At 40.9% G+C, this 18,981-nt stretch carries 17 protein-coding genes; 3 read left to right on the top strand and 14 right to left on the bottom strand.

The window, feature by feature from the left end; genetic code table 11:
• Nucleotides 1-23 precede the first annotated feature (23 nt).
• From NE671_RS10275 to NE671_RS10245, 7 genes are all read right to left on the bottom strand, one after another.
• Entirely contained in the window at nucleotides 24-125 is a 102-nt protein-coding gene (locus NE671_RS10275; protein ID WP_015524590.1) for a putative holin-like toxin, read from the bottom strand.
• Between the two features lie 130 nt (nucleotides 126-255).
• Nucleotides 256-726, bottom strand: coding sequence for a helix-turn-helix domain-containing protein (locus NE671_RS10270; RefSeq protein ID WP_118511759.1), 471 nt, complete (start codon nucleotides 724-726; stop codon nucleotides 256-258).
• A 63-nt stretch (nucleotides 727-789) separates the two neighbouring features.
• The gene (locus NE671_RS10265) at nucleotides 790-7,521 is read right to left on the bottom strand and encodes a SpaA isopeptide-forming pilin-related protein (RefSeq protein WP_256163953.1); all 6,732 of its coding nucleotides are present in this window, start codon (nucleotides 7,519-7,521) and stop codon (nucleotides 790-792) included.
• Nucleotides 7,511-8,176, bottom strand: a complete 666-nt coding sequence (locus NE671_RS10260) for a DNA topoisomerase (RefSeq protein WP_242997065.1) — start codon at nucleotides 8,174-8,176, stop codon at nucleotides 7,511-7,513. Before NE671_RS10260 ends, NE671_RS10265 begins: the two co-directional genes overlap by 11 nt.
• A gap of 65 nt (nucleotides 8,177-8,241) precedes the next feature.
• Nucleotides 8,242-8,439 (bottom strand): hypothetical protein, encoded by a 198-nt coding sequence (locus tag NE671_RS10255; RefSeq protein WP_005335835.1) that lies wholly within the window; start codon nucleotides 8,437-8,439, stop codon nucleotides 8,242-8,244.
• A gap of 247 nt (nucleotides 8,440-8,686) precedes the next feature.
• On the bottom strand, nucleotides 8,687-10,063 hold the full coding sequence (locus NE671_RS10250; protein WP_256163952.1) for a virulence-associated E family protein: 1,377 nt from the start codon (nucleotides 10,061-10,063) through the stop codon (nucleotides 8,687-8,689).
• Nucleotides 9,975-10,613, bottom strand: coding sequence for a CHC2 zinc finger domain-containing protein (locus NE671_RS10245; protein WP_117961801.1), 639 nt, complete (start codon nucleotides 10,611-10,613; stop codon nucleotides 9,975-9,977). The genes NE671_RS10250 and NE671_RS10245 overlap by 89 nt, the downstream gene beginning before the upstream one ends.
• A gap of 273 nt (nucleotides 10,614-10,886) precedes the next feature.
• Between NE671_RS10245 and tnpA the strand changes: the two genes are divergently transcribed.
• From tnpA to tnpC, 3 genes are all read left to right on the top strand, one after another.
• Nucleotides 10,887-11,270 carry an IS66 family insertion sequence element accessory protein TnpA gene (gene tnpA / locus NE671_RS10240; protein WP_055056074.1) on the top strand — a complete coding sequence of 128 codons (384 nt, stop codon included), beginning with the start codon at nucleotides 10,887-10,889 and terminating at the stop codon, nucleotides 11,268-11,270.
• Nucleotides 11,264-11,623 carry an IS66 family insertion sequence element accessory protein TnpB gene (tnpB, locus tag NE671_RS10235; RefSeq protein ID WP_081019426.1) on the top strand — a complete coding sequence of 120 codons (360 nt, stop codon included), beginning with the start codon at nucleotides 11,264-11,266 and terminating at the stop codon, nucleotides 11,621-11,623. The genes tnpA and tnpB overlap by 7 nt, the downstream gene beginning before the upstream one ends.
• A 311-nt stretch (nucleotides 11,624-11,934) precedes the next feature.
• Entirely contained in the window at nucleotides 11,935-13,596 is a 1,662-nt protein-coding gene (gene tnpC, locus NE671_RS10230; RefSeq protein WP_055056075.1) for an IS66 family transposase, read from the top strand.
• Nucleotides 13,597-13,742: 146 nt separating this feature from the next.
• On the opposite strand, the gene NE671_RS10225 is transcribed toward tnpC, so the two are convergent.
• From NE671_RS10225 to NE671_RS10195, 7 genes are all read right to left on the bottom strand, one after another.
• Complete coding sequence (locus NE671_RS10225; protein ID WP_256163951.1) at nucleotides 13,743-13,880, bottom strand: hypothetical protein; 138 nt, start codon at nucleotides 13,878-13,880, stop codon at nucleotides 13,743-13,745.
• Nucleotides 13,881-13,896: 16 nt separating this feature from the next.
• Nucleotides 13,897-14,295, bottom strand: a complete 399-nt coding sequence (locus NE671_RS10220; protein WP_256163950.1) for a hypothetical protein — start codon at nucleotides 14,293-14,295, stop codon at nucleotides 13,897-13,899.
• A 152-nt stretch (nucleotides 14,296-14,447) separates the two neighbouring features.
• Complete coding sequence (locus tag NE671_RS10215) at nucleotides 14,448-15,437, bottom strand: DUF6560 family protein (protein ID WP_117962072.1); 990 nt, start codon at nucleotides 15,435-15,437, stop codon at nucleotides 14,448-14,450.
• 356 nt (nucleotides 15,438-15,793) lie between these two features.
• Nucleotides 15,794-17,329, bottom strand: a complete 1,536-nt coding sequence (locus NE671_RS10210; RefSeq protein ID WP_215651041.1) for a plasmid recombination protein — start codon at nucleotides 17,327-17,329, stop codon at nucleotides 15,794-15,796.
• Nucleotides 17,330-17,413: 84 nt separating this feature from the next.
• Nucleotides 17,414-18,163, bottom strand: coding sequence for a hypothetical protein (locus tag NE671_RS10205; RefSeq protein WP_050006303.1), 750 nt, complete (start codon nucleotides 18,161-18,163; stop codon nucleotides 17,414-17,416).
• 216 nt (nucleotides 18,164-18,379) lie between these two features.
• Nucleotides 18,380-18,670, bottom strand: coding sequence for a hypothetical protein (locus tag NE671_RS10200; RefSeq protein ID WP_007488503.1), 291 nt, complete (start codon nucleotides 18,668-18,670; stop codon nucleotides 18,380-18,382).
• On the bottom strand, nucleotides 18,648-18,896 hold the full coding sequence (locus NE671_RS10195) for a hypothetical protein (protein ID WP_007488504.1): 249 nt from the start codon (nucleotides 18,894-18,896) through the stop codon (nucleotides 18,648-18,650). Before NE671_RS10195 ends, NE671_RS10200 begins: the two co-directional genes overlap by 23 nt.
• Between the last annotated feature and the right edge of the window lie 85 nt (nucleotides 18,897-18,981).

Raw genomic sequence — 18,981 nt, 5'->3', positions numbered from 1 at the left:
ATCCTGTTGGCAGACAGGGTAGGCTATTTTTTTCGCTTGTTGTCCCTATTATCCAAATAGGCAAGCAAAGCAATCAGAAACGTACCGCCTAAGAACAATAAGCTCAAGACTTCGTATGTATCCATTCGCTCCACCTCCCTTCTTCTGTATCCCTTAACGGAATCTGAAAATCCAGGAGGTTTTTACCAACCCTGTACACGGTTGCTCCAGTAATATTCTAACAGGTAACTCTCCGCAAAGCAATTCCTTTTTACTTCATACGGTTTTATATTCTGTTTTTCTCTTATCCTCTGGCCAATGCAGTTTCCATTCCAGATATTCCTCTTCTGTAATTCTTCCATCGCCCAGTTTCTGCTTTTTCCCCATCCATTCCTGCAGATAAGACATTGTTTTTTTATCCCTCATTGTGATTCCAACTATTTCACTTTCTGAATCATTTAGCAGGAACAGATGAAAAAGCCCTCTATTTTCTTCATCCATCCAGAATAAAGTTTCCATTAATTCGTCCATTGTCGCAATTCCAGGACTTAAAAAATTTCGGACATCAACTTCCAATATTTCTGCTATCCGGATAAGCGTTTCCTGCTTCGGTGTACGCTGTCCACTTTCATATTGGGCGATTCTCACATCCGCACTACTTTCCCCATATCCTAACCTGCGTCCCAATTCCTTTTGAGTTATGTTGCGAAACATACGGATTTTTCTTATTCTTGCTCCTAATTTCAATTTCTTCTCCTTTTCAAAATGGGGCTGTGCAGTAACCACAGCCCCAGAACACTATTTATATTATCATTTGCGTTTTCTCTTAACTGTCACTACAGTTCCCAGACATCCTGCTGATACTGCAAGCGCCAGCACAAAAATAGCAATATTTGTATTATCTCCTGTTTTTGGTGAATTGGATACAGAAGTCGCATCAGAACCATGGGAAACAGGAGTGCTGACTCCCTGGTTTTCTGATGTTTCCGGAGTGTCTTTTTCCGGAGCTTTCTTATTTGTCAGATCCAGAGTATATTCAATCACAGGAGTACGGTCATTGACATATTCAAACTGAATCTTATGCTCGGTTTCATCAAGCTGATAGCCATCCAGTGTTTTTGTTTCTTTCAGGATATATGTGATTGCTTTTTTATACTGCCCATTCTTAAAAGTCGCAATCGGATAATTCTTTGATTCTGCATGGCCGGCACTGTCTGTTACCAGAGTTTCCAGAACTTTACCTTTACTGTCACAAAGGGCAAATTCTACACCTTTCATTGGCTTCTTGGTATCTTTATCTGTTTTATTTAAGATCACCTTGCCCATTGCCTGTTCATCTTCCATTTTGGCTCCCTGAATATCTCCGGTGTCCTTAATCTCAAATGTCACTTTATTTGCCACAATGTAACCCTTCGGTGCTGTTTCCTCCAATAATGTATAAGTAGCGATTGGAAGTTTCTCCACATAATGGGGCTGATCACCAGACGTCCAGCTTTCCATAACTTCCTGGTTTTCATTAAGGATATACAGCTTCGCACCTTTGACCTCGCTGCTTCCATCTGTCATATCCACCTTACTGATCAGAATTTTTGTTGTATCGTCCTGCATTTCTACTTTCTGTATATCTGCAGTATTTTCTACTACAAACGTAATGGATTCTGCAGTTGCATAGCCATCAGCAGGAATTGTCTCTGTTAATGTATATTTCTTTCCAACTTCCAGTTCCTTAATGATGTGTGGTGTGCTTCCGGATGTCCACTCATCCACAACGTTTCCCTCTGAATCGGATACTTTCAGTTTTGCACCTGGTAATTCTTCCCCGGTTGTAATATCTGATTTTGTGATTTCAAAAGTAGTTGGCTCATCTTCATAAGTGAACTCAAAGGATACTTCTGCAACCTCTTCTCCCGCATAAGCAAAATCAAATTCCTTGATTTCTTCTGTTGTCACAAATCCAGCAGGAGCCTGCACTTCTTTTACATAGTAGCTGCCATTGATTGGAAGATCTGCCGTAAATACAATCCTTCCATCCTGATCCGTAGCTTTCTGCTCGATCATGGTATCTGCTTTCAGGATTACTTCGCCTTCTGCATTTAAAATATCATTCTTTGTATAAAGTGCAAATACTCCGCCTTCCAGAACACGGTCTGTATTTTTTTCTTTCTTAACTACAGTTACTTTTGCTTTCTGGCGGTTATTCTGCCAGTCCTCATCATAAGTCACAACCGGAGTATTCTGATCACGATAAGTCAGATCAACCTCTCTGATTTCTCCATCCAGAACATATCCATCCGCCGTCTCTTTTTCCTTTACATAATATTTGCCTAAAGGAAGATCTTCTGATCTTGCATATCCAAGAGCATCTGTCGTAATTGTTGCTACCAATTCGTCCTTTTTATAATAATCACTGCTTTCCCCATCTGCAGCCTTGATATCCTCCGCTGCATAAATTTCAAAAGTAACATCTTTCAAAGAACCTGTAACATAGCCAAATGCTGCGTCCATGCCGCCTGCCAGCATATCTTTCCAGGTAACTTCTTTGACAAATTCACCTTTTTTATTGATGATGATTCGTCCAACCGGAACAGCATCCTTCATTTCTACTTTTTGAACATCTGCAGTATCAGAAACTGTAAATTTCACTTCCTCCGCCTGCAGATAACCATATGGTGCAAACTCTTCCCGAAGTGTGTAGGTTTTTCCCACATGGAGTCTTTTTATTACATGAGCTTTTCCTTTTACAGAAGTCCATTTTTCTACTTCTTTTCCGTCTGAATCCAAAACCGTCAGTGTTGCTCCGTCAAGTTCCACACCTGTTGTAATATCTGATTTCGTAAATTCAGTTGTTGTCGGCTCATTCTTAAAAACGGTTTCCAGTTTTACTGTTTTTACTTCCTGTCCCTGATATTTCGCAGTCACCTCAATCTGCTCATCTGAAGATACAAAACCATCTGGTGCTGCCAGTTCTTTTATATAATAAGTTCCAAATGGCAGATCCTGCTCAAAAACAGTTTTTCCATCTTCACCTGTTACCGCTTTTGTAAGCAGTTCGTCTGCTTTTACCAGTACCTTATCCCCTGCTTTTATATCCTCTTTTGCGTAAAGACCAAACTCTGCTCCAGAAAGCCCTTTCTCATTTTCAGCATCTTTTTTCACAACTGACACTTCTACTTTCTGGCGGTCATTTATAAACTCTGCACTCTGTGAGATCACTGGTGTATCCTGGTCTGCATAGACGAAAGAAATCTTCTGTTCTTCTTCATTTAATACAAATCCCTCCGGTGCAGTCTTTTCTACAACTTTGTATTCTCCTAGAGGCAGATTATCAAGCTCTGCTTTTCCGGATTCATCCGTTGTCAGTTCTGCAACTTTTTCACCCTTTGCATATTTCAGGATTCTTTTTCCTGTATCATCTTTCTGGAAATCTGCTGTATAGATATCCTCTGCAGCATATACTTCATATACTGCACCGGAAAGGTTTTGAACTTCATATCTAAAATCATTCTTATAGGTCGAAAGAACCTCTCCTTTTTTCTGTACAGTGAGTTTTCCTTTCACCGAATGGTCCTCATATACCACTTCAATGACCGCATCACCTGAAACCGGATCCGTCTGATACAGGGTATTGGTATCCACCTGTATTTCGACATAATTTTTGTTAATGGTATAACCGTCCGGTGCTGTTACCTCTTCGATTCTATAATGACCAATTTTTAAATTCTGAGGCAGTATCAGATATCCATCTATATCTGTGAAATATGAGGTATGTGTAACAGTTGTCGGGTATGTAGTTACCTGCTCTACATATTTTTCATGATCCAGATCATAAATTTTAAACTCTGTTCCCGGAATTAAAACTGATTTTTTAGTCTCGTCATCCTGTTTAATGATTTTCAGTTTTGCAGAAAATTCTTTATCCAAAAGAACTCTCCATGTCTGCGGCTCTGTTGGTTTATTCTCTGTAATCCGGACAATAAAATCATCTACAGGTTTGTAATTATGGGGTGTTGTAGTTTCTCTCACCAGATATGTTCCATATGGAATTGCAATGGATTTTACATAGCCTTTCTCATTTGTAAAAATTTCCGTTGCTCCATTTTCACCGATCACAACCGGCTCTGCAGAGGAAAAAACATAATTTCCATCCTCTTTTACCACCAAAGAAGATACCAGATATGCACTAAATCCAGCTCCGGATAGTAATGCAGCATCTGTGTCTCCATTATTGGCAGCTTTAATAAGTTCAAACGGCTGTTTCTTCACCGTTTCCAGTGAGGTACACTCTTTTTCTACAACCGCTGTCAGATCACCTTCATCACTGCATACAAGATCATATTCATGCTCGTCTGCCAGATATCCTACGGATGGGGTAATTTCCTTGATGTAATACTCTCCAAGATAAAGATTCTCTATCCTTGCTTTTCCTTCTTTATCGGTAGTTAGCGTACCAATCTGGCTTCCGGCTTTATAAATAACGCCTGTCTTTCCATCTGGATGGGTAATGTCGTTTCTTGCATAAAGTCCATACACCGCATTTTCCAGGGAAGCATCTCCCTGTGCCTTATTTTCTTTTGTCTCGGCATCTTTTTTATTCAAAGAGATTGCAGCACTGACCCTGTCATTCACAAAAGTATGACTGAAAGAAATTTTTGCCTGTTCATCATTGGTATAACTGAACTGGAAAGAATAAGTATCTTTCTCATTTCTGACATAACCAGCCGGAGCCTGGACTTCTTTTACATAATAAGAAAATCCCACTGGAAGATCTGCTTTAAATGCTGCTTTTCCATCAGTACCAGTAATTGCAGTCTCAATCAGAGCATCTTTTTTTACTGCTACTTTTCCATCCACAGTTTTCATATCCTGCGCTGCAAACAGAGCAAAATGCCCTCCGGATAGTGTATTTTCAGTATCTTTGTCTTTCTTTATCACCTGCACCACTGCTTTCTGACGGTCATTTGTAAAGGTAGTCTCTGAGAAAGCCGCTTCTGCAGTCTGCCCTGCATAAGAAATGGTTACTTTTTTTGTTTCTTTTGCATTATAAAAATTTTCCGGAGCCTGTGCTTCTGTTACATTATAGCTTCCAAGCGGAAGATTCTTTACCGTTACAGAACCGTTCTCACCTGTGATCAGATTTTTCGCTACTTCTGCGCCTTTTTTGTAAACTGTTTTTCCACCTGCTGTTACAATATCCTCGGCAGCATATACGTTATAAACGGCTCCTTTCTGACGGCGTTTCTCATACTGGAATGAAGTTCCATTTTCATCAGATACAGCTCCTACAAAAACTTCTCCCTCTTTATAAACGGTCAGATTTCCTTTCTGCTCTTTGTCCGTTACAGTCTGTTTGGTTGTACTGCCAACTACTAATTTCACTCCATACGAAGAAGCCTGGACAACATAACCTTCCGGTGCTGTGATTTCTTTTAAGTAAACAGTATCCTGTGTCTTGGTAAGAGTTACACGTGAAGAACCATTGCTGTCTGTTGGCGGCATCTTAACAATCAGCTTTGTGCAGGCGTTATCACTATATACTCCATACACGGCTCCGGCCAGATTTTTTCCAGTATCGCCATCTTTCTTTGTAATTTCAATAACTGCTTCTTCCGGCCAGTCAACTGTAATCTGCAGGTCAGAGGAATCTGTATAGTAGCCAAAACCAATGTCCTGTGAACTCTCCAGTTTTAAAAGCATTGCATGGAAATCCAGGGGAAAATTGGAAGTGATCGCATACTTTCCTTTCAGACTGCCCATATTGGCTGTTGTAGCTACAAGATGGAATTTCTCTCCACCCTTTACAGTGACATTTCCAGATGCCGTTTTTCCTGTGGTTTCATTAACAAGGCTTACTCCGTTCTCCAGATGAATGGTAATGGTAAATGCTTCATTTGCCTTCCAGGTAAAACTTTCAGTTTCCTTTCCCGTTGCATTAACGGAAAGTCCTGGAAGAAGTTTCATTGCTGTCGGATCAGGCATTTTAGCAAGAGCTGCTTTAATCTCTTTCAGCATATTTTTAGCGGTTGTAGAAAGCGCACCTCCAAATCCGGATTCGCCATCATATAAATAGTCAACCAGGTAATGCTGCATGGCTCTTGTCTCAGAACTGCATCCATATTTTTCCATAATGGATTTTACATTATATCCATTGAATGTATGTCCCCATCCTGGACCGCCATATCCATAGAATAAGGCTTTTCTCAAATATTTATCATCTCCGCCCTCATCCAGTTCAACCATATTTTTATATGTTGTCCCACTTGGAGGTGACTGCATGGAGTGCTGCATACAATACGCATTTACTGTATAAGTCTTTCCGCCTGCTTTGTAACGAACATATTTGTAGCTGTCATTTCCACCCTGTCCCATAACTGTATCAAACGGATGAAGCTGGCCATCTGAATAATAGTAATATTTATTTGCTTCAATATTTGTTGCATCATCCCATGGAGTATCGGTTGCAGGTAACATGATACCATTTTCTGCCTGATCCATGGAAACACTTAGGTCAATGTCATCTGCTGGCATTTCAAAACTAAATTTATCCGATTCTTCGTGATAAGTCACCTCTGAATACAATAAATCTTCTGTATTCTCTGTCTGGTTTGCCTGTACTTTTGTTGTTCCTACTGCAATTAAGCTGCCTTGCGGCATATCTCCGGAAAATACAACGGTTTCTCCTGGCTGATACTGTCCATCTTCATGGTTCAGCTCAATATGAAATTCCTCTCCACGAACAATATTTACCTGATAATTTCCATCTGCATCTTCTGTTTTCTCTGTTCCATCTGTAAAAGAGTCGTCTGTCGCCTCTGGCATTTCTTCCGGATCTGTATCTGTAATTTCTTCAAATGTGCTGTCTGTATCCGGATTATCATCTATGGCAGGTTCTTCTGTTGAAACTTCCTCAGACGGATTTTCCGGGATTGGTGTATCTATTGGCTCTTCCTCAACCGGAATTTCTGTCGGAGTTACTTCTTCATAGATTTTATCCTCTGACGGAATTTCTACATTTACCTCATCCTGCACAGGTTCTTCACTCTCTGCAGTGCCTATGGCTGGTTCCTCGCCTTCTGCTTCATTCTCATCTTCCTGGTTGCTTACAGATTCCTGATTCTCAGATTCAGCAACCTGCACCACCGCTTCCTTTACAATCAGCTTACGATTGATCTGATAAATTGGGTGGCCACTTACTGGCTCTACATAATAAACAGCTTTGTATGTATCTTCGTAATCTGTTGTAAAGTCCTGCTTTTCCTCATTTTTTGCCTCATGGAAAGTGATCTTCACCTTTTTTTCATCTGGTATTTCCAGTCCGGTAAAATCTTTCTCCACTTCAAAAATACTGCCTGTTTCCAGTTCCAGATCTTTTGCTTTTACCACCTCATCTGCATCAAGTTCATTTTTTACCTTTTCGTATAACGGTGGCTCTTCTGGCACTACATCTGCCGCATAGGACAGTATTGGAGATAGAATTGTAGATAACACTGTAAGCATTGCCAAGAATCCCGACAAAAATCTTCTCATATTTTTTTTATTCTTCATTCTTTTTTCCTTTCTTCCGTTCCGGGAAAATCAACTGAAACTTTGGATTTCCGGTTTCTGAAACCTCCATCTTTATAGTTGCTTCATACTTCCTTTTTGTTTTCTCTGATACCAGATCTTTGAAATGCACCTGCTTCTCACTCAGCAGCTTCCTGACAGTTGCTTCATCAAGTATTTTTCCCTGACTCTCAAAAAATCGGTTATTTTTCCATAAAGTAAAACTGCAATCACTTCCTGAACAATAATAATTTCTCTTTCCCACATAAACCTTATTGCCACATCTTGGGCATTTTCCAATTTCTTTCCGACCATCTGAAAATAGTTTCTGGTATTCTTCCACTGGCTGTCCATTATCACTTACCAATTTGGTAACCATTTTTTCAATTTCGAAGAGAAATTCTTCTACATTTTTCTGGCCTCTGGAAATCAGTGTCAGATCATTTTCCCATTCTGCTGTAAGTTTTGGTGATTTGATCATTTCCGGAAGAATCCTGATCAGATTTCTTCCATCTGCTGTAGGTAATATCTGCTTCTTTTTACGCTCAATAAAGCCTTTCTCAATCAGTTTTTCAATAATCGCTGCCCTGGTAGCCGGAGTTCCAAGCCCTTTTCTCTCTGCGTCTTCTATCGTATCCGAGCTTCCAGCGTGTTCCATGGCACTAAGGAGCGTATCCTCTGAAAGCTTTTGTCAAGGGGGTGCGTGGATATTTTTCATATTACTTACGCAGATTCTCTCTCTGCTTCTGCCTGAATAATGCGTTTCAACCTGTCCTCCGCAGTCAAACCGCTACTATGGTCAAAAAACACTTTGACTTTATAATTTGTTTTGCCTTGCTTAATCACAAAAACTCCATCCGGTTTGTTTTTCTCCGAATGGTTATTTGGGGTGGGTAGTGTACTGTTCACAATATTTGTCATACGATATTCCTCCTTGAATGAAAAAGCCCGACAAGGAAAGGTCTGACAACGAAGTTCCGACAACGGACATCAGAAAACCTTTTTTCTTTATCGGGCGATACTATCTTTTTACTATTTCCTTTTTCTTTATAATATTGGTTGTCATGGTTGTCAGAGAGGGAAAAGTGCCGCAATATCAAGGCTTTCGGGATTTTTGCCCGACAACCAGACCGACAACCGGCTCGACAACCGAAGCGACAACTGGCTTTTATTTTTGCTTCAACCATTCTTCCGGAAGCCCTAACTGTTCCATTTCCTCTGTCTGGATTTCTTGAAAACCATCCATGCTGTTGTCAGGCTCGTTGTCGTTCCTGATACGCTCCCAGCCTTTTTGTCTGCGGTAAGGCTCTGGAAAATACCTCGGATTGCTAAACGCCCTCCAGCCTGTGACAGCGTTATTCATAATGTCGTTGATCTCTCGCAGCTCCCATTGTTTCGGTTCGTCATAATCATGCCCCAGTGCTTCCTTGTAAAGCTGCTTAGAGCAGACTATGCTGCCGGAATAGCGTTCCAAATAGTCTAAAATCTGTCCTGCCTTTGTGTCCTCCGGCATAAAGTCCTTTTGGTGGGCTTTCAGATAAGCGTTCATAGCCGGACTAAATCTCAGACGAAAATTGCCACTTCTGTAAATCTCCATAGCTTCTGCCCACATCTGATTGATATACGCTCTGGAAGCCTGTTCATCTGCCAAAATATGAACCTCAGCCCTTTCAGGATAGACCATAACCGGAACGAAGCGGCGGTTGCCTGTTCGGTCAAGGGGAAGAAAGTCAAGGGTATTAGAAGAACCTCCAAACACACATTGTCTTTTTCTGTCTGCCGGATGTGTTTCATAGGGTATCTTATAGGTTTCCTTTTGGCGGCTCAGAAAGGACTTGATTTCTTCAATGCTCTTAGCGTTGGCGGTTGCAATCATTTCCGACATTTCAATAATCCAATGCCCCTGCATTTTGCGGTACACATTTTCATCATCCAGCTTTTTCAAGTCATCAGAGAACCAGTCATCATTGACCGCAAGCAAACGGAAGAAAGAGGACTTTCCGGCTCCCTGACCGCCCACAAGACAGAGCATAACCTCAAATTTGCACCCCGGCTTAAAAGCTCGTGAGATAGCACCCAGCAGAAACAACTTCAATGCTTCATAGGTGTAATCATCTGTATCAGAACCGAGAAAGCGGTGCAGACAGAAGCGTATGCGTTCTGTTCCGTCCCATTGCAAGGCATTGAGAAAATCACAGACAGGGTGGTAACGATTTTCATTGGCAATAACCGCAACTGCGTCTATGATTTTCTTCTCTACGGTCAATCCATAGTTTTCTTCAAAATATAGGAGCAGATATTTCACATCCACATCCGTCAATGTCGGGCTGTCACGATACCAACCGAGGGGCTTCACAATGTCGATTCTTTCAGTCAGAAGATTTTTTCGGATAGCCCCTTTCAAAAGTGGGTCATATTGCAGAACACGCTTATAATTTGCGGCAGTATTATAAACCTTACCTTTCTCGCTCTGCTCTAAGCTGTTTCGGATTTCTTCTACTGTGCATGGTTCTGTCTGCTGACAGTTCTGCAATTCGCTGTTCAAGTTTTAACACCTCCTTTCTCTGTTCTGCCACAAGTGCTTTTCGTTCCTCCAATGAACCATACAGAAGAATATCAAGTAGATATTCGATATAGTTCTTCTTATACAGTGCTTCTGCAAACAGGGGATTCCATTCCTCATCCGGCTGTTTAGGAGCGTATTTCTTTTCCCATTCTCTAAGAAGATGAAAATAATCCGTCAGCACCTTGTAGCAATGATTTTCTTCTTTTTGATACTTCTGTTCCGGTGTCGGCTCACGAATACGAGGGCGAATACTGGGCTTTTGTCGGCTGTCATAGTTAAGACCAAAATCTTCAGCAAGTTTGACAGCAGCTTCCCTCAGCCCGATACCGAATAGCTTCGCTGTCAGATCAACAGTGTCTCCAGTTGCTCCGCAGCCAAAACAGTAATAGCGTTCATCCAGCTTCATACTGGGGGACTTATCCGAGTGAAACGGACAGCACGCCATACCAGTGCGACCCACTTTCAAGCCATAGGCTTCTGCGGCTTGTCGGGCAGTAACATTTTCTTTTACAACTTCAAATACATTCATGTGACTCCTTTCCAGAAACGAAAAAAGCACCTGTCATTTTCAAAACGAAAACAGCAAGTGCCTTAAAGTTCCATATTTAATTTTAGGTGCAAAAAAGCAGTAAGCGATGAATAATCCACCGGTTTTTCAGTATCCAAAATTTATGAGATAATCCCTCTAAGGAGTGGTATCTCTATAACTTTTCCAGTTTTTTGCACTTAGGACCATTTCACTTCAGTTCTTCTGGTACCTGTGCTAATCTCACTCCAAATAAAAAACAGGAGTTGAATTTTTATGCCTAAAAAAAATCCAAGACGTACAGATAAAGAATGGTTGGATCTGATCCAGGAATGCCGGTCCAGTGGTCTTTCTGATAAATGCTGGTGTCAGGAACATCATATCCATACAAGCAACTTTTATTACCAGATACGAAGACTTCGACAAAAAGCCTGTGAGATACCGGAACCAGTCCATTCTTCTTTTTCAGGAAAACAGGAAGTTGTACCGCTTTCTTTTGAGGAACCGGCAGTCTGCCCATCCTCAGTGCAGCTCAAAACGGATACCATTCCAGACTCTGTTATAAAGATCACTTATCACAGTTTCCAGATTGAGATCACCAACGCAGCAGACCGTGAGACCATATTTCATACGTTATCAGCGCTGCAGGATTTATGTTAGGTGATCTGTCCGGTGTGTCTAAGATCTTCGTTATCACCGGACGTACAGATATGCGAAAAAGTTTCGACGGGCTTATGGCTATCATACGCGATACTTATGAACTCGATCCGTATGCAAATGCAGTTTATCTTTTCTGTGGAAGGGATAGCCGTAAACTTAAGGCACTCCATTTTGATAAGGATGGTTTTGTGCTGCTCCAGAAAAGGCTTGACGGAAACGGCAGGTTCCAGTGGCCGCGGAATGCTTCGGAAGCCCGTCTTTTGACGCGTCAGGAATTCCGGTGGCTTATGGAAGGTCTTTCCATCGATCAGCCCAAAGCAATCAAAGGCACAGGCAGAAAAAAAGATTTCTGATCCTTTGTGCAAAACAGAGAATTTTAAATTTTCTATATCCGTGACAGCAGGCAGCCGCCAGACACTTATCCACTGCTTTCTTTTTTCCTTTCGAATGCGATGTGGATGAGACTCAAAAAAACATCTGTTTTAAAACAGCAGGTGGATATCTTTCCTAAAAGAATGAGCATACAGGCATATCTTTCATTTTTTTAGGAAAGATATCCACAACTGAGGTACCGTCAGATTGACAGTACCATCTGTCCCGTCTGTTTGCCATATCCCCGTACTTCTTTTATAATAGGGATAAGAAAACAAAGGACGGAAATGCCATGCCTCATGATACAGAAGATATGATCCAGCTTTTATTAAACACGAATAAAGAACAGGAACAGACCATTGTGGATCTCAGAGCTACCATAAAAGAGCTCCGCAGCACTATTGCGAACCTGAACGAGACGATAGATGAACTGAAAAGGAAGATCTTTGGAACATCCAGCGAAAAGACCAGGCGTCCTGATCAGGAGGAAGGAATCCAGGAGGAAGAAACGGTGACCGTTGTAAAAGAACATACACGGACCAGAAGAAAAAAGTCTGTTCGTGCAGATCTGTATGAGGCCCTTCCCATAAAAGAGATCTCCTGCGATGTTCCCCCGGAAGAAAGGATCTGTCCGGACTGTGGTTCCCCGATGGAACACCTGGGGTATAAGTTTGTCCGGGAAGAACTGCGTATCACTCCGGCAAAAGTGGTAAGGGTCCATTACATGCAGGAAACCCTTATGTGTCCTGTATGTCGGCAGGAGGATGAAACAATGATCGTAGAGGCAAAAACACCGACACCGCTTCTTGCCCATAGTCCCGCATCGCCGGATATGGTGGCAATGGTCATGTACCAGAAAAGCTTTCTGCACCTTCCCTTTTACCGTCAGTCAAAAGACTGGATGGAAAAAGGGGTGCCTGTCCCAAGAGAAACTGCAGCGCACTGGTACAATTACTGTTCATTGGAATATCTCTCTCCAGTCTATGAAGTAATGCATCAGGAACTGCTGGCAAGAGAGATCCTCCATGCAGACGAGGTACCCTGTCAGGTGCTTCATGAAGAGGGAAAAACTGCCACTTCAAAATCCTATATGTGGATCTACCTGAGCGGGACTGATGGAAAACCACCGATCATCCTGTATGATTACAGACCCGGACGGAGCGGGGATTATCCGATAGAATTTCTCCATGGTTTCACTGGGATGCTCCAGTGTGATGGGTATAGTGCATACGGCAGGATCGAAGATGTTGTCCTGGTCTGCTGTCTTGCCCACTGCAGGCGTAAGTTCTTTGAAGCAGTCCCAAAAGCACGTCAGAAAAAGCTGAAACTTCTGGACATTAATTCTGAACAGGAACTTGCAGAACCTCCGCAGGGAACTGCAGAAGACAGTTCCCTGCTCCCTGCCGAAAAAGGAGTTGCATTCTGTAACCGTCTTTTCTATATGGAACGTCTCTACAAAGAACTTCCACAGGAAGAACGAAAACAGAAACGCCAGGAAACAGAACCTGCCATCTGGAATGAATTCTGGACATGGTTGGAAACCCTGGAGCCTGCTGGCGGGAGTAAGCTTGAAAAAGCGGTAAACTATGCCTTTAATCATAAAGAGACCCTTATGAATTATCTACTGGATGGAAGATGCGAGATCTCTAATAATGCAGCGGAACGTCGGGCAAAAACCTATGTGACGGGGCGTAAAAACTTTCTGTTTCATGATACTGCTGATGGAGCAACGGCAAGTGCCATTGTATTGAGTCTCATAGAAACAGCGAAAGCCAATAACCTGAACATCTATCATTATCTCTACACCTTGCTGCTGTATATGCCGGACTATAAAAATGAGCCCGCAGGCATAAAACAGCTGCTGCCATGGAGTGACTTTATAAAAGAAAGATGTACCGGGATCATAGATATCGAAAAAGTAAGACCTGAAGAACGTGGGAACCTGAATATTTAAGGTTCCCAGGAAGTCGTGACCGGGTGATTATTCATCGCTTACAAAAAGCAGGAGACCTTTTCAGATTTCCTGCTTAGTAAAGCTTTGAAGATTTAATTGTGGTTAGGCTACCAGTTATGCAAACTGGAATCTGCTTATCTATAAACCTATCTCTTTTCTTTTGTTTCTGGAAGAATAATCTCTTTTCCCTCTTTTTCCATTCGCTTTATAAAGTTATCAAAGTGGTCTGTCATACCATCAACAAAAAAAGCTTTTTTCTTTCTTCCATTGACATACACATTCATACCACCACGTTTCCTTTTACAATAGGATATCTCTTATCGATTCAACTAATTGTGCAATATATCCTTTTAATAATGTTTTAAGATGCATTGCACCTGTCCCATTAACAAGCCTTGTTATTCCTCCTGCAAAAATTGCTTGATAGTTATTTCTTCCTGCATTTAATCCTTTTATTTTTATTTTTGATCCTATACCGCCTAAGATACCTCCTAAAATCAAATCTTCAAGTACATCCAAGCCGATTTGTTCTATTCCCCTTTTATTTGTTCCTGTCATCGTTTCAAGACTTTCCCCAACTAATGTTGATGTTCCACTTGAAATCCCTCCAATAATAAAGGGCTTTGATAAAAAATTTAGTATCTTTTCAGAAGCGCCTATAGTTGTACCTACTTTTCCTATAGCTGAAGGTGCTCCCAAAATTCCACCTAATGCACCACCAAATGCTGAACCAATATACGTTTCAATACTGGAAAATTGTACCAGTAAGAGATCTGGTGTTCTCCGCTTTCCTTTTTTATCCGAATAAGTACTGCTTCTTCTTTATCCTAATCTTCCACATTATTTATCAATCACATTACAGATATTTTTTCATCCTTTAATCTCATTAGCAAAACTTCTACATTTTCATTATATCTGTCTATTTTTATTGGTTTTTCTCCTTTTACATAAATAATTATGTACTCCTTTTCTATTATACTTTTGTGTTGCTCAACCTTTGTAATCTCTTTAAATTCAACTGTCCGCATTTTCTTTAGAAAATCTTTCTTATAAAGTTTGTCTTGTACTTCCAGTTGATCATACCAATAGACACCGCTGTAATAAAGCAACAGTAAATCTATCACTCCCAGCAACAGATACATCCAAATTTTCCCATCTCGAGTCAAAAATAATACAATTGTAAAAAAAGTATAAATGCAGAAACCTATGATAGGCAATATTTTCCGGATAATCATTGGCTCTACGATGCAGTGCTCTTTCGTAGATGGAATCAATTCTTCTTCATCTATCCCCCTTTTTTTCAAAATAATTAGTAAATCATAAACATCTCCTTCTGCATCCATTTCATACTGGAATATCTTTTTCTCCCCTTGATAAAAGCGATATTGATTTCTTCTCTTTCCTACGCATCTTGTAATATCTTCAATTCTATATTTCCTTGTAATTCCTAATGCAGAACGGTAGATAATCTCTTGTGTGTCATATTCTATCTTCCATATGTATCCATATAATGTCAGAACAATTCCTAATACTGTAAATCCTATAGATACCAACAAACAAATCAACATAAAATAACAATTTTCTATCTGTTGTACAAATTCCCATTTGAAGATCTGACTTAAAATAAAAGCAATAGTTGTACAACCAAAAAATATTCCGCATGGTAATCCTACTTTCAAGATGCTGGGTGCTGTAATTATATATTTTTTTGTCTGCTTTCTGGATTTCTGCTTTTTTGTTACCTCAACGTCTTTCTGTTCCTTATATTTTTTCATAGCGTATTCAGCTATTCTTATGGATAAAAGAATGCTGATTACTAGTACAAGTTCTTTAATATTCATAGCTGGTCTCCTATCCCATTACTCCACAAATTTCTAACGTTTCTTCACCATCTTTATCGACCTTAATATTGTTGCTTAATATCGACATTATCCAATCATCACTGTTTTCTATTGGCAAAAAATCTTTTAACATATCTTTAATATATCCGATACATTGTTCCCTAATGCACAACCGCTTAAGCACAGTGAAACAAGTAACATCAATGTTAATAGTTTTTTCATGATAGCTGTTACCTCTTTAAGATTTTCAAATAGTGTATCTCCATTATACTTCATCAACCTAAAGAATGGAAGATAATTTCTTGCTCCCTAAAGCAAAAGCACCTGTCATTTTCAAAGTGAAAACAGCAAGTGCCTTAAAGTTCCATATCCTGTTTTTTGCTTTTCGCCGGAATTGTCCGGCTGACTTCACGCTCTGCCATTTCCTTCTTCTTGCGGCTCAACTGCTCTATAATGGAACTTTTGGCTTTCTTCTTGATTTGCTCCGTTCCGGCTTTTTTGACCTCCGGTTTCATCAGCGTAGTTTGGATTTTCTGAATAGTTGATTTCATAGCATTTGTGATTCTGGCAATCACGCCATCCAATCGTTTCACTGCATACTCAACTTCTTTCTTTGAAGCCTTACGCTCAGGGGAGAGAACCCACGCCTTAGACTGCTCCACCAGCTTAATATCCTCCTTGTGCGTTTCCAGTTTTACAGTATCAGCAACGACCTCAACCGCCTTGTCATAGGCAATATCGGCAACCTCATCCACCAGAGCTTCCACATCCTCAATCTTCATCGTGAGTTCTTCCAGCTTTTGCTCCTGTGCTGACAGTTGCTCCTTTTGCTTGAAAAGGATATAATCCTGTTTTTCCAGATAAGCACGACCACCATATTCCGGTTCTTCTTCCAGTTGTAAGCCATGCTTTTTCGCCACATCAAACAGCAGCACTCGGCAAGCTGAATCGAAAGTCATCTTGCGGTTATTTTTTCTTCCGACAGGCTTCTCCGGTTCCGGCAGTTCAAACCCCAGTGCTTCCAAAGCCTTTTCCTGCTGTGGGGCAATCTCCCCATATTGATTTTCACAGTCGAACACATGACGCTCGTGAATATGAGGGGTGCTTTCATCCAAGTGCAGCGCCCAATTCAGGATATGGACATGAGAGCCGAAACGCTCATTTACGATTTCCATAAATTCTGTGACGATCTCAATGAGCAATTCCGGCGGAACATGATTATCAAGCGTTCCAATCTGATAGACCGTTTCCTCTGGACAGGTCTTTTTGCTTTTGAGCAAATCTCCGGTTTCCTTATTCCTTTCAGGGTGTCTGTTCTTCACATTTCTTTCGTTCTGTCCTGTCACAAAATCACGATACCGCTGATGATAAAAAAGCTGTTCCACATCTTCAAAAGTGGCAGACAGCTCATTTTCCTTTTCGGGATTTTTGAAATTGCGGAAGCCATTGTAACAGTCCCAATAGAGATTTTGTTTGGCTCGTTCTTCATCAATGTGTTCGCTGTTGGCAATGTCAAAACTGCGGTCATTGTGCTTCGGATTATAAACGCCATTCTTTCCGGCTCGTCCATTGTGTCTTGTTAATTTCACATGAGTTCCTCCTTTTCTTTTTGATTTCCCCGACAGGGGAGAAGGGCAGCGAAGCTGATTCCTTGCGGCTTTCTGCGTCAAGTAATACCCAGTACTAAGTGGCGAAACGCCACTTAACTGGGCAAGGCTGCCGCCCTTGACCTGCACAGGGGTATTGCATTCCCTGTACCCATGCACAAAGGGTTGCACCCTCTGTACTCCCGCCCGAACAAACTGACTTCGCCCCGTCCCAAGCTCTGTCAGTTCCTTCGGTTTTACAAAACAGTCCACCGGACTATTTTGCAAAAAGAAAAACCGACGCATGATCGCTTTACGCTCAATACATCGGTTTCTTCATCTGACCTTAACGGTCATATTCAGTTGTGGCAGATTAGACAATTTGAAAAATTACTCTGGCATATCTACTGAATAACTTAGATTGTTTCCTCTCTTGTCGCTCTTTAAATCATCATAATACCATAGATACATCGTTCTGTCATATACATTGATTTCAATAACACCATCTGGCTTTTGACCTTCTACTTCTAATGAGTAAATTTCCTTATCATGTGCATAGCCAAAAACAAATCTGGTATCTGGATAATTTGGATTCAAGTCCTGTTGAAAATCACTTAATTTTAAAGATGAATGAATTAGTTCTGTAATATCAGATATAAGAATGCTATCCGCTTTAGTTGTAACCGGTGTAGCATTCATAAACGCATATTGTACAGTTGCTTCCTCCACCTGTTTTTTGCAGCGTGCCATCACAAAACCTTGAACGGGATCATTATCGCTTCCTGCCCGATAGAAAATCGTATCATACTGTTTGCCATTCCATATATGCAATATTTCATCAACATGATTAAGAAAATCTTCTGGAACAGAAAATTCTTCATTTTCAGTATTCAAAGGAGAATTCAAAATAGCTTCTTCGACAGAACTATAATATATGAGTTCAGAATCCTTTTTATCGTAATCGCTCAAATTGAATTCGACATATGCATTGTCTTTATTGTCATCTTCCGGAACATAAGTATAGCGACCATTTTCAATATGGTCATCATAATCAACAAACAGTCCAATACATATCAGTGCTGCAAAAATCAAAAAGACTATTCCTATAATGATTAGCAATATTTTCAAAAATTTTTTCATACAAAAGTCCACCTTCTTGCTTCATTTCAGTAAATTATATCATACCGATATGAACAATTCAATTTACACTCTATCAAGTAGTTTTTTTACTTACCTGTAACGCACATTTCTGCAAAATCCATAGTCCCCGATACTTTCCTCACAGGCGATAGGCAACGGTCAAAACATCAGGTCTGCACCTGACATTTTAACCGCATATCAGCCCTGATTATCACATTATCCCTGCTGGCTGTTCAGCCCATGCTTTTTCGCATATTCGCTGGCTTTCTGTCTGCGTTCCTCACTGTAAGGCGGCAAGAAACGGATAGACAGACGGGACTTTGCCAGCTCATAAGAAACACCGCCTTGAACATTGGATTTTTCCAGTCGGCAAAGGTCAGGGTACTTCTTAGCAAAAGCAGCCAACCTCTTTTTCAATCCGGCGTTGTGGGTGTAGATATTTGCCTTGTCCTCGCCCTCATTAAAGAGAACGATTGTTTCTTTCTCAATCTTCGTCAGTCTCGCCATAGCAGCCCTCCCTATGGTTTTTCAACACACGCAGCTTGCAGTAAAAGCAGCGATACCACCTTTCAACACCCTCAGCACTCAGCTTGACGGAAAGCATATAAAACAGCTTCTTCGCCACTGGATCGGGTGCAAGGGCAGCCACCATACGCAAACGCTCAACAGTTGCTTTCAGGTTCGGACAGCCAAAGGCATAAAGGGCTTCCATTTCATTCCGGTTCATCTTCATTGTGTTTTCCTCCTTAAAGTTTGATAAATGAAAAGCGACAGACACTTCATAAGGAAATACCTGTCGCTTCGTTTACGATATAAAT

The sequence above is a fragment of the Blautia sp. DFI.9.10 genome (assembly GCF_024461705.1).
Taxonomy (GTDB): Bacteria; Bacillota; Clostridia; order Lachnospirales; family Lachnospiraceae; genus Blautia_A; species Blautia_A fusiformis.
Note: the sequence above shows the minus strand (reverse complement) of the source record. Positions and strands in the feature narration are given on the sequence as shown.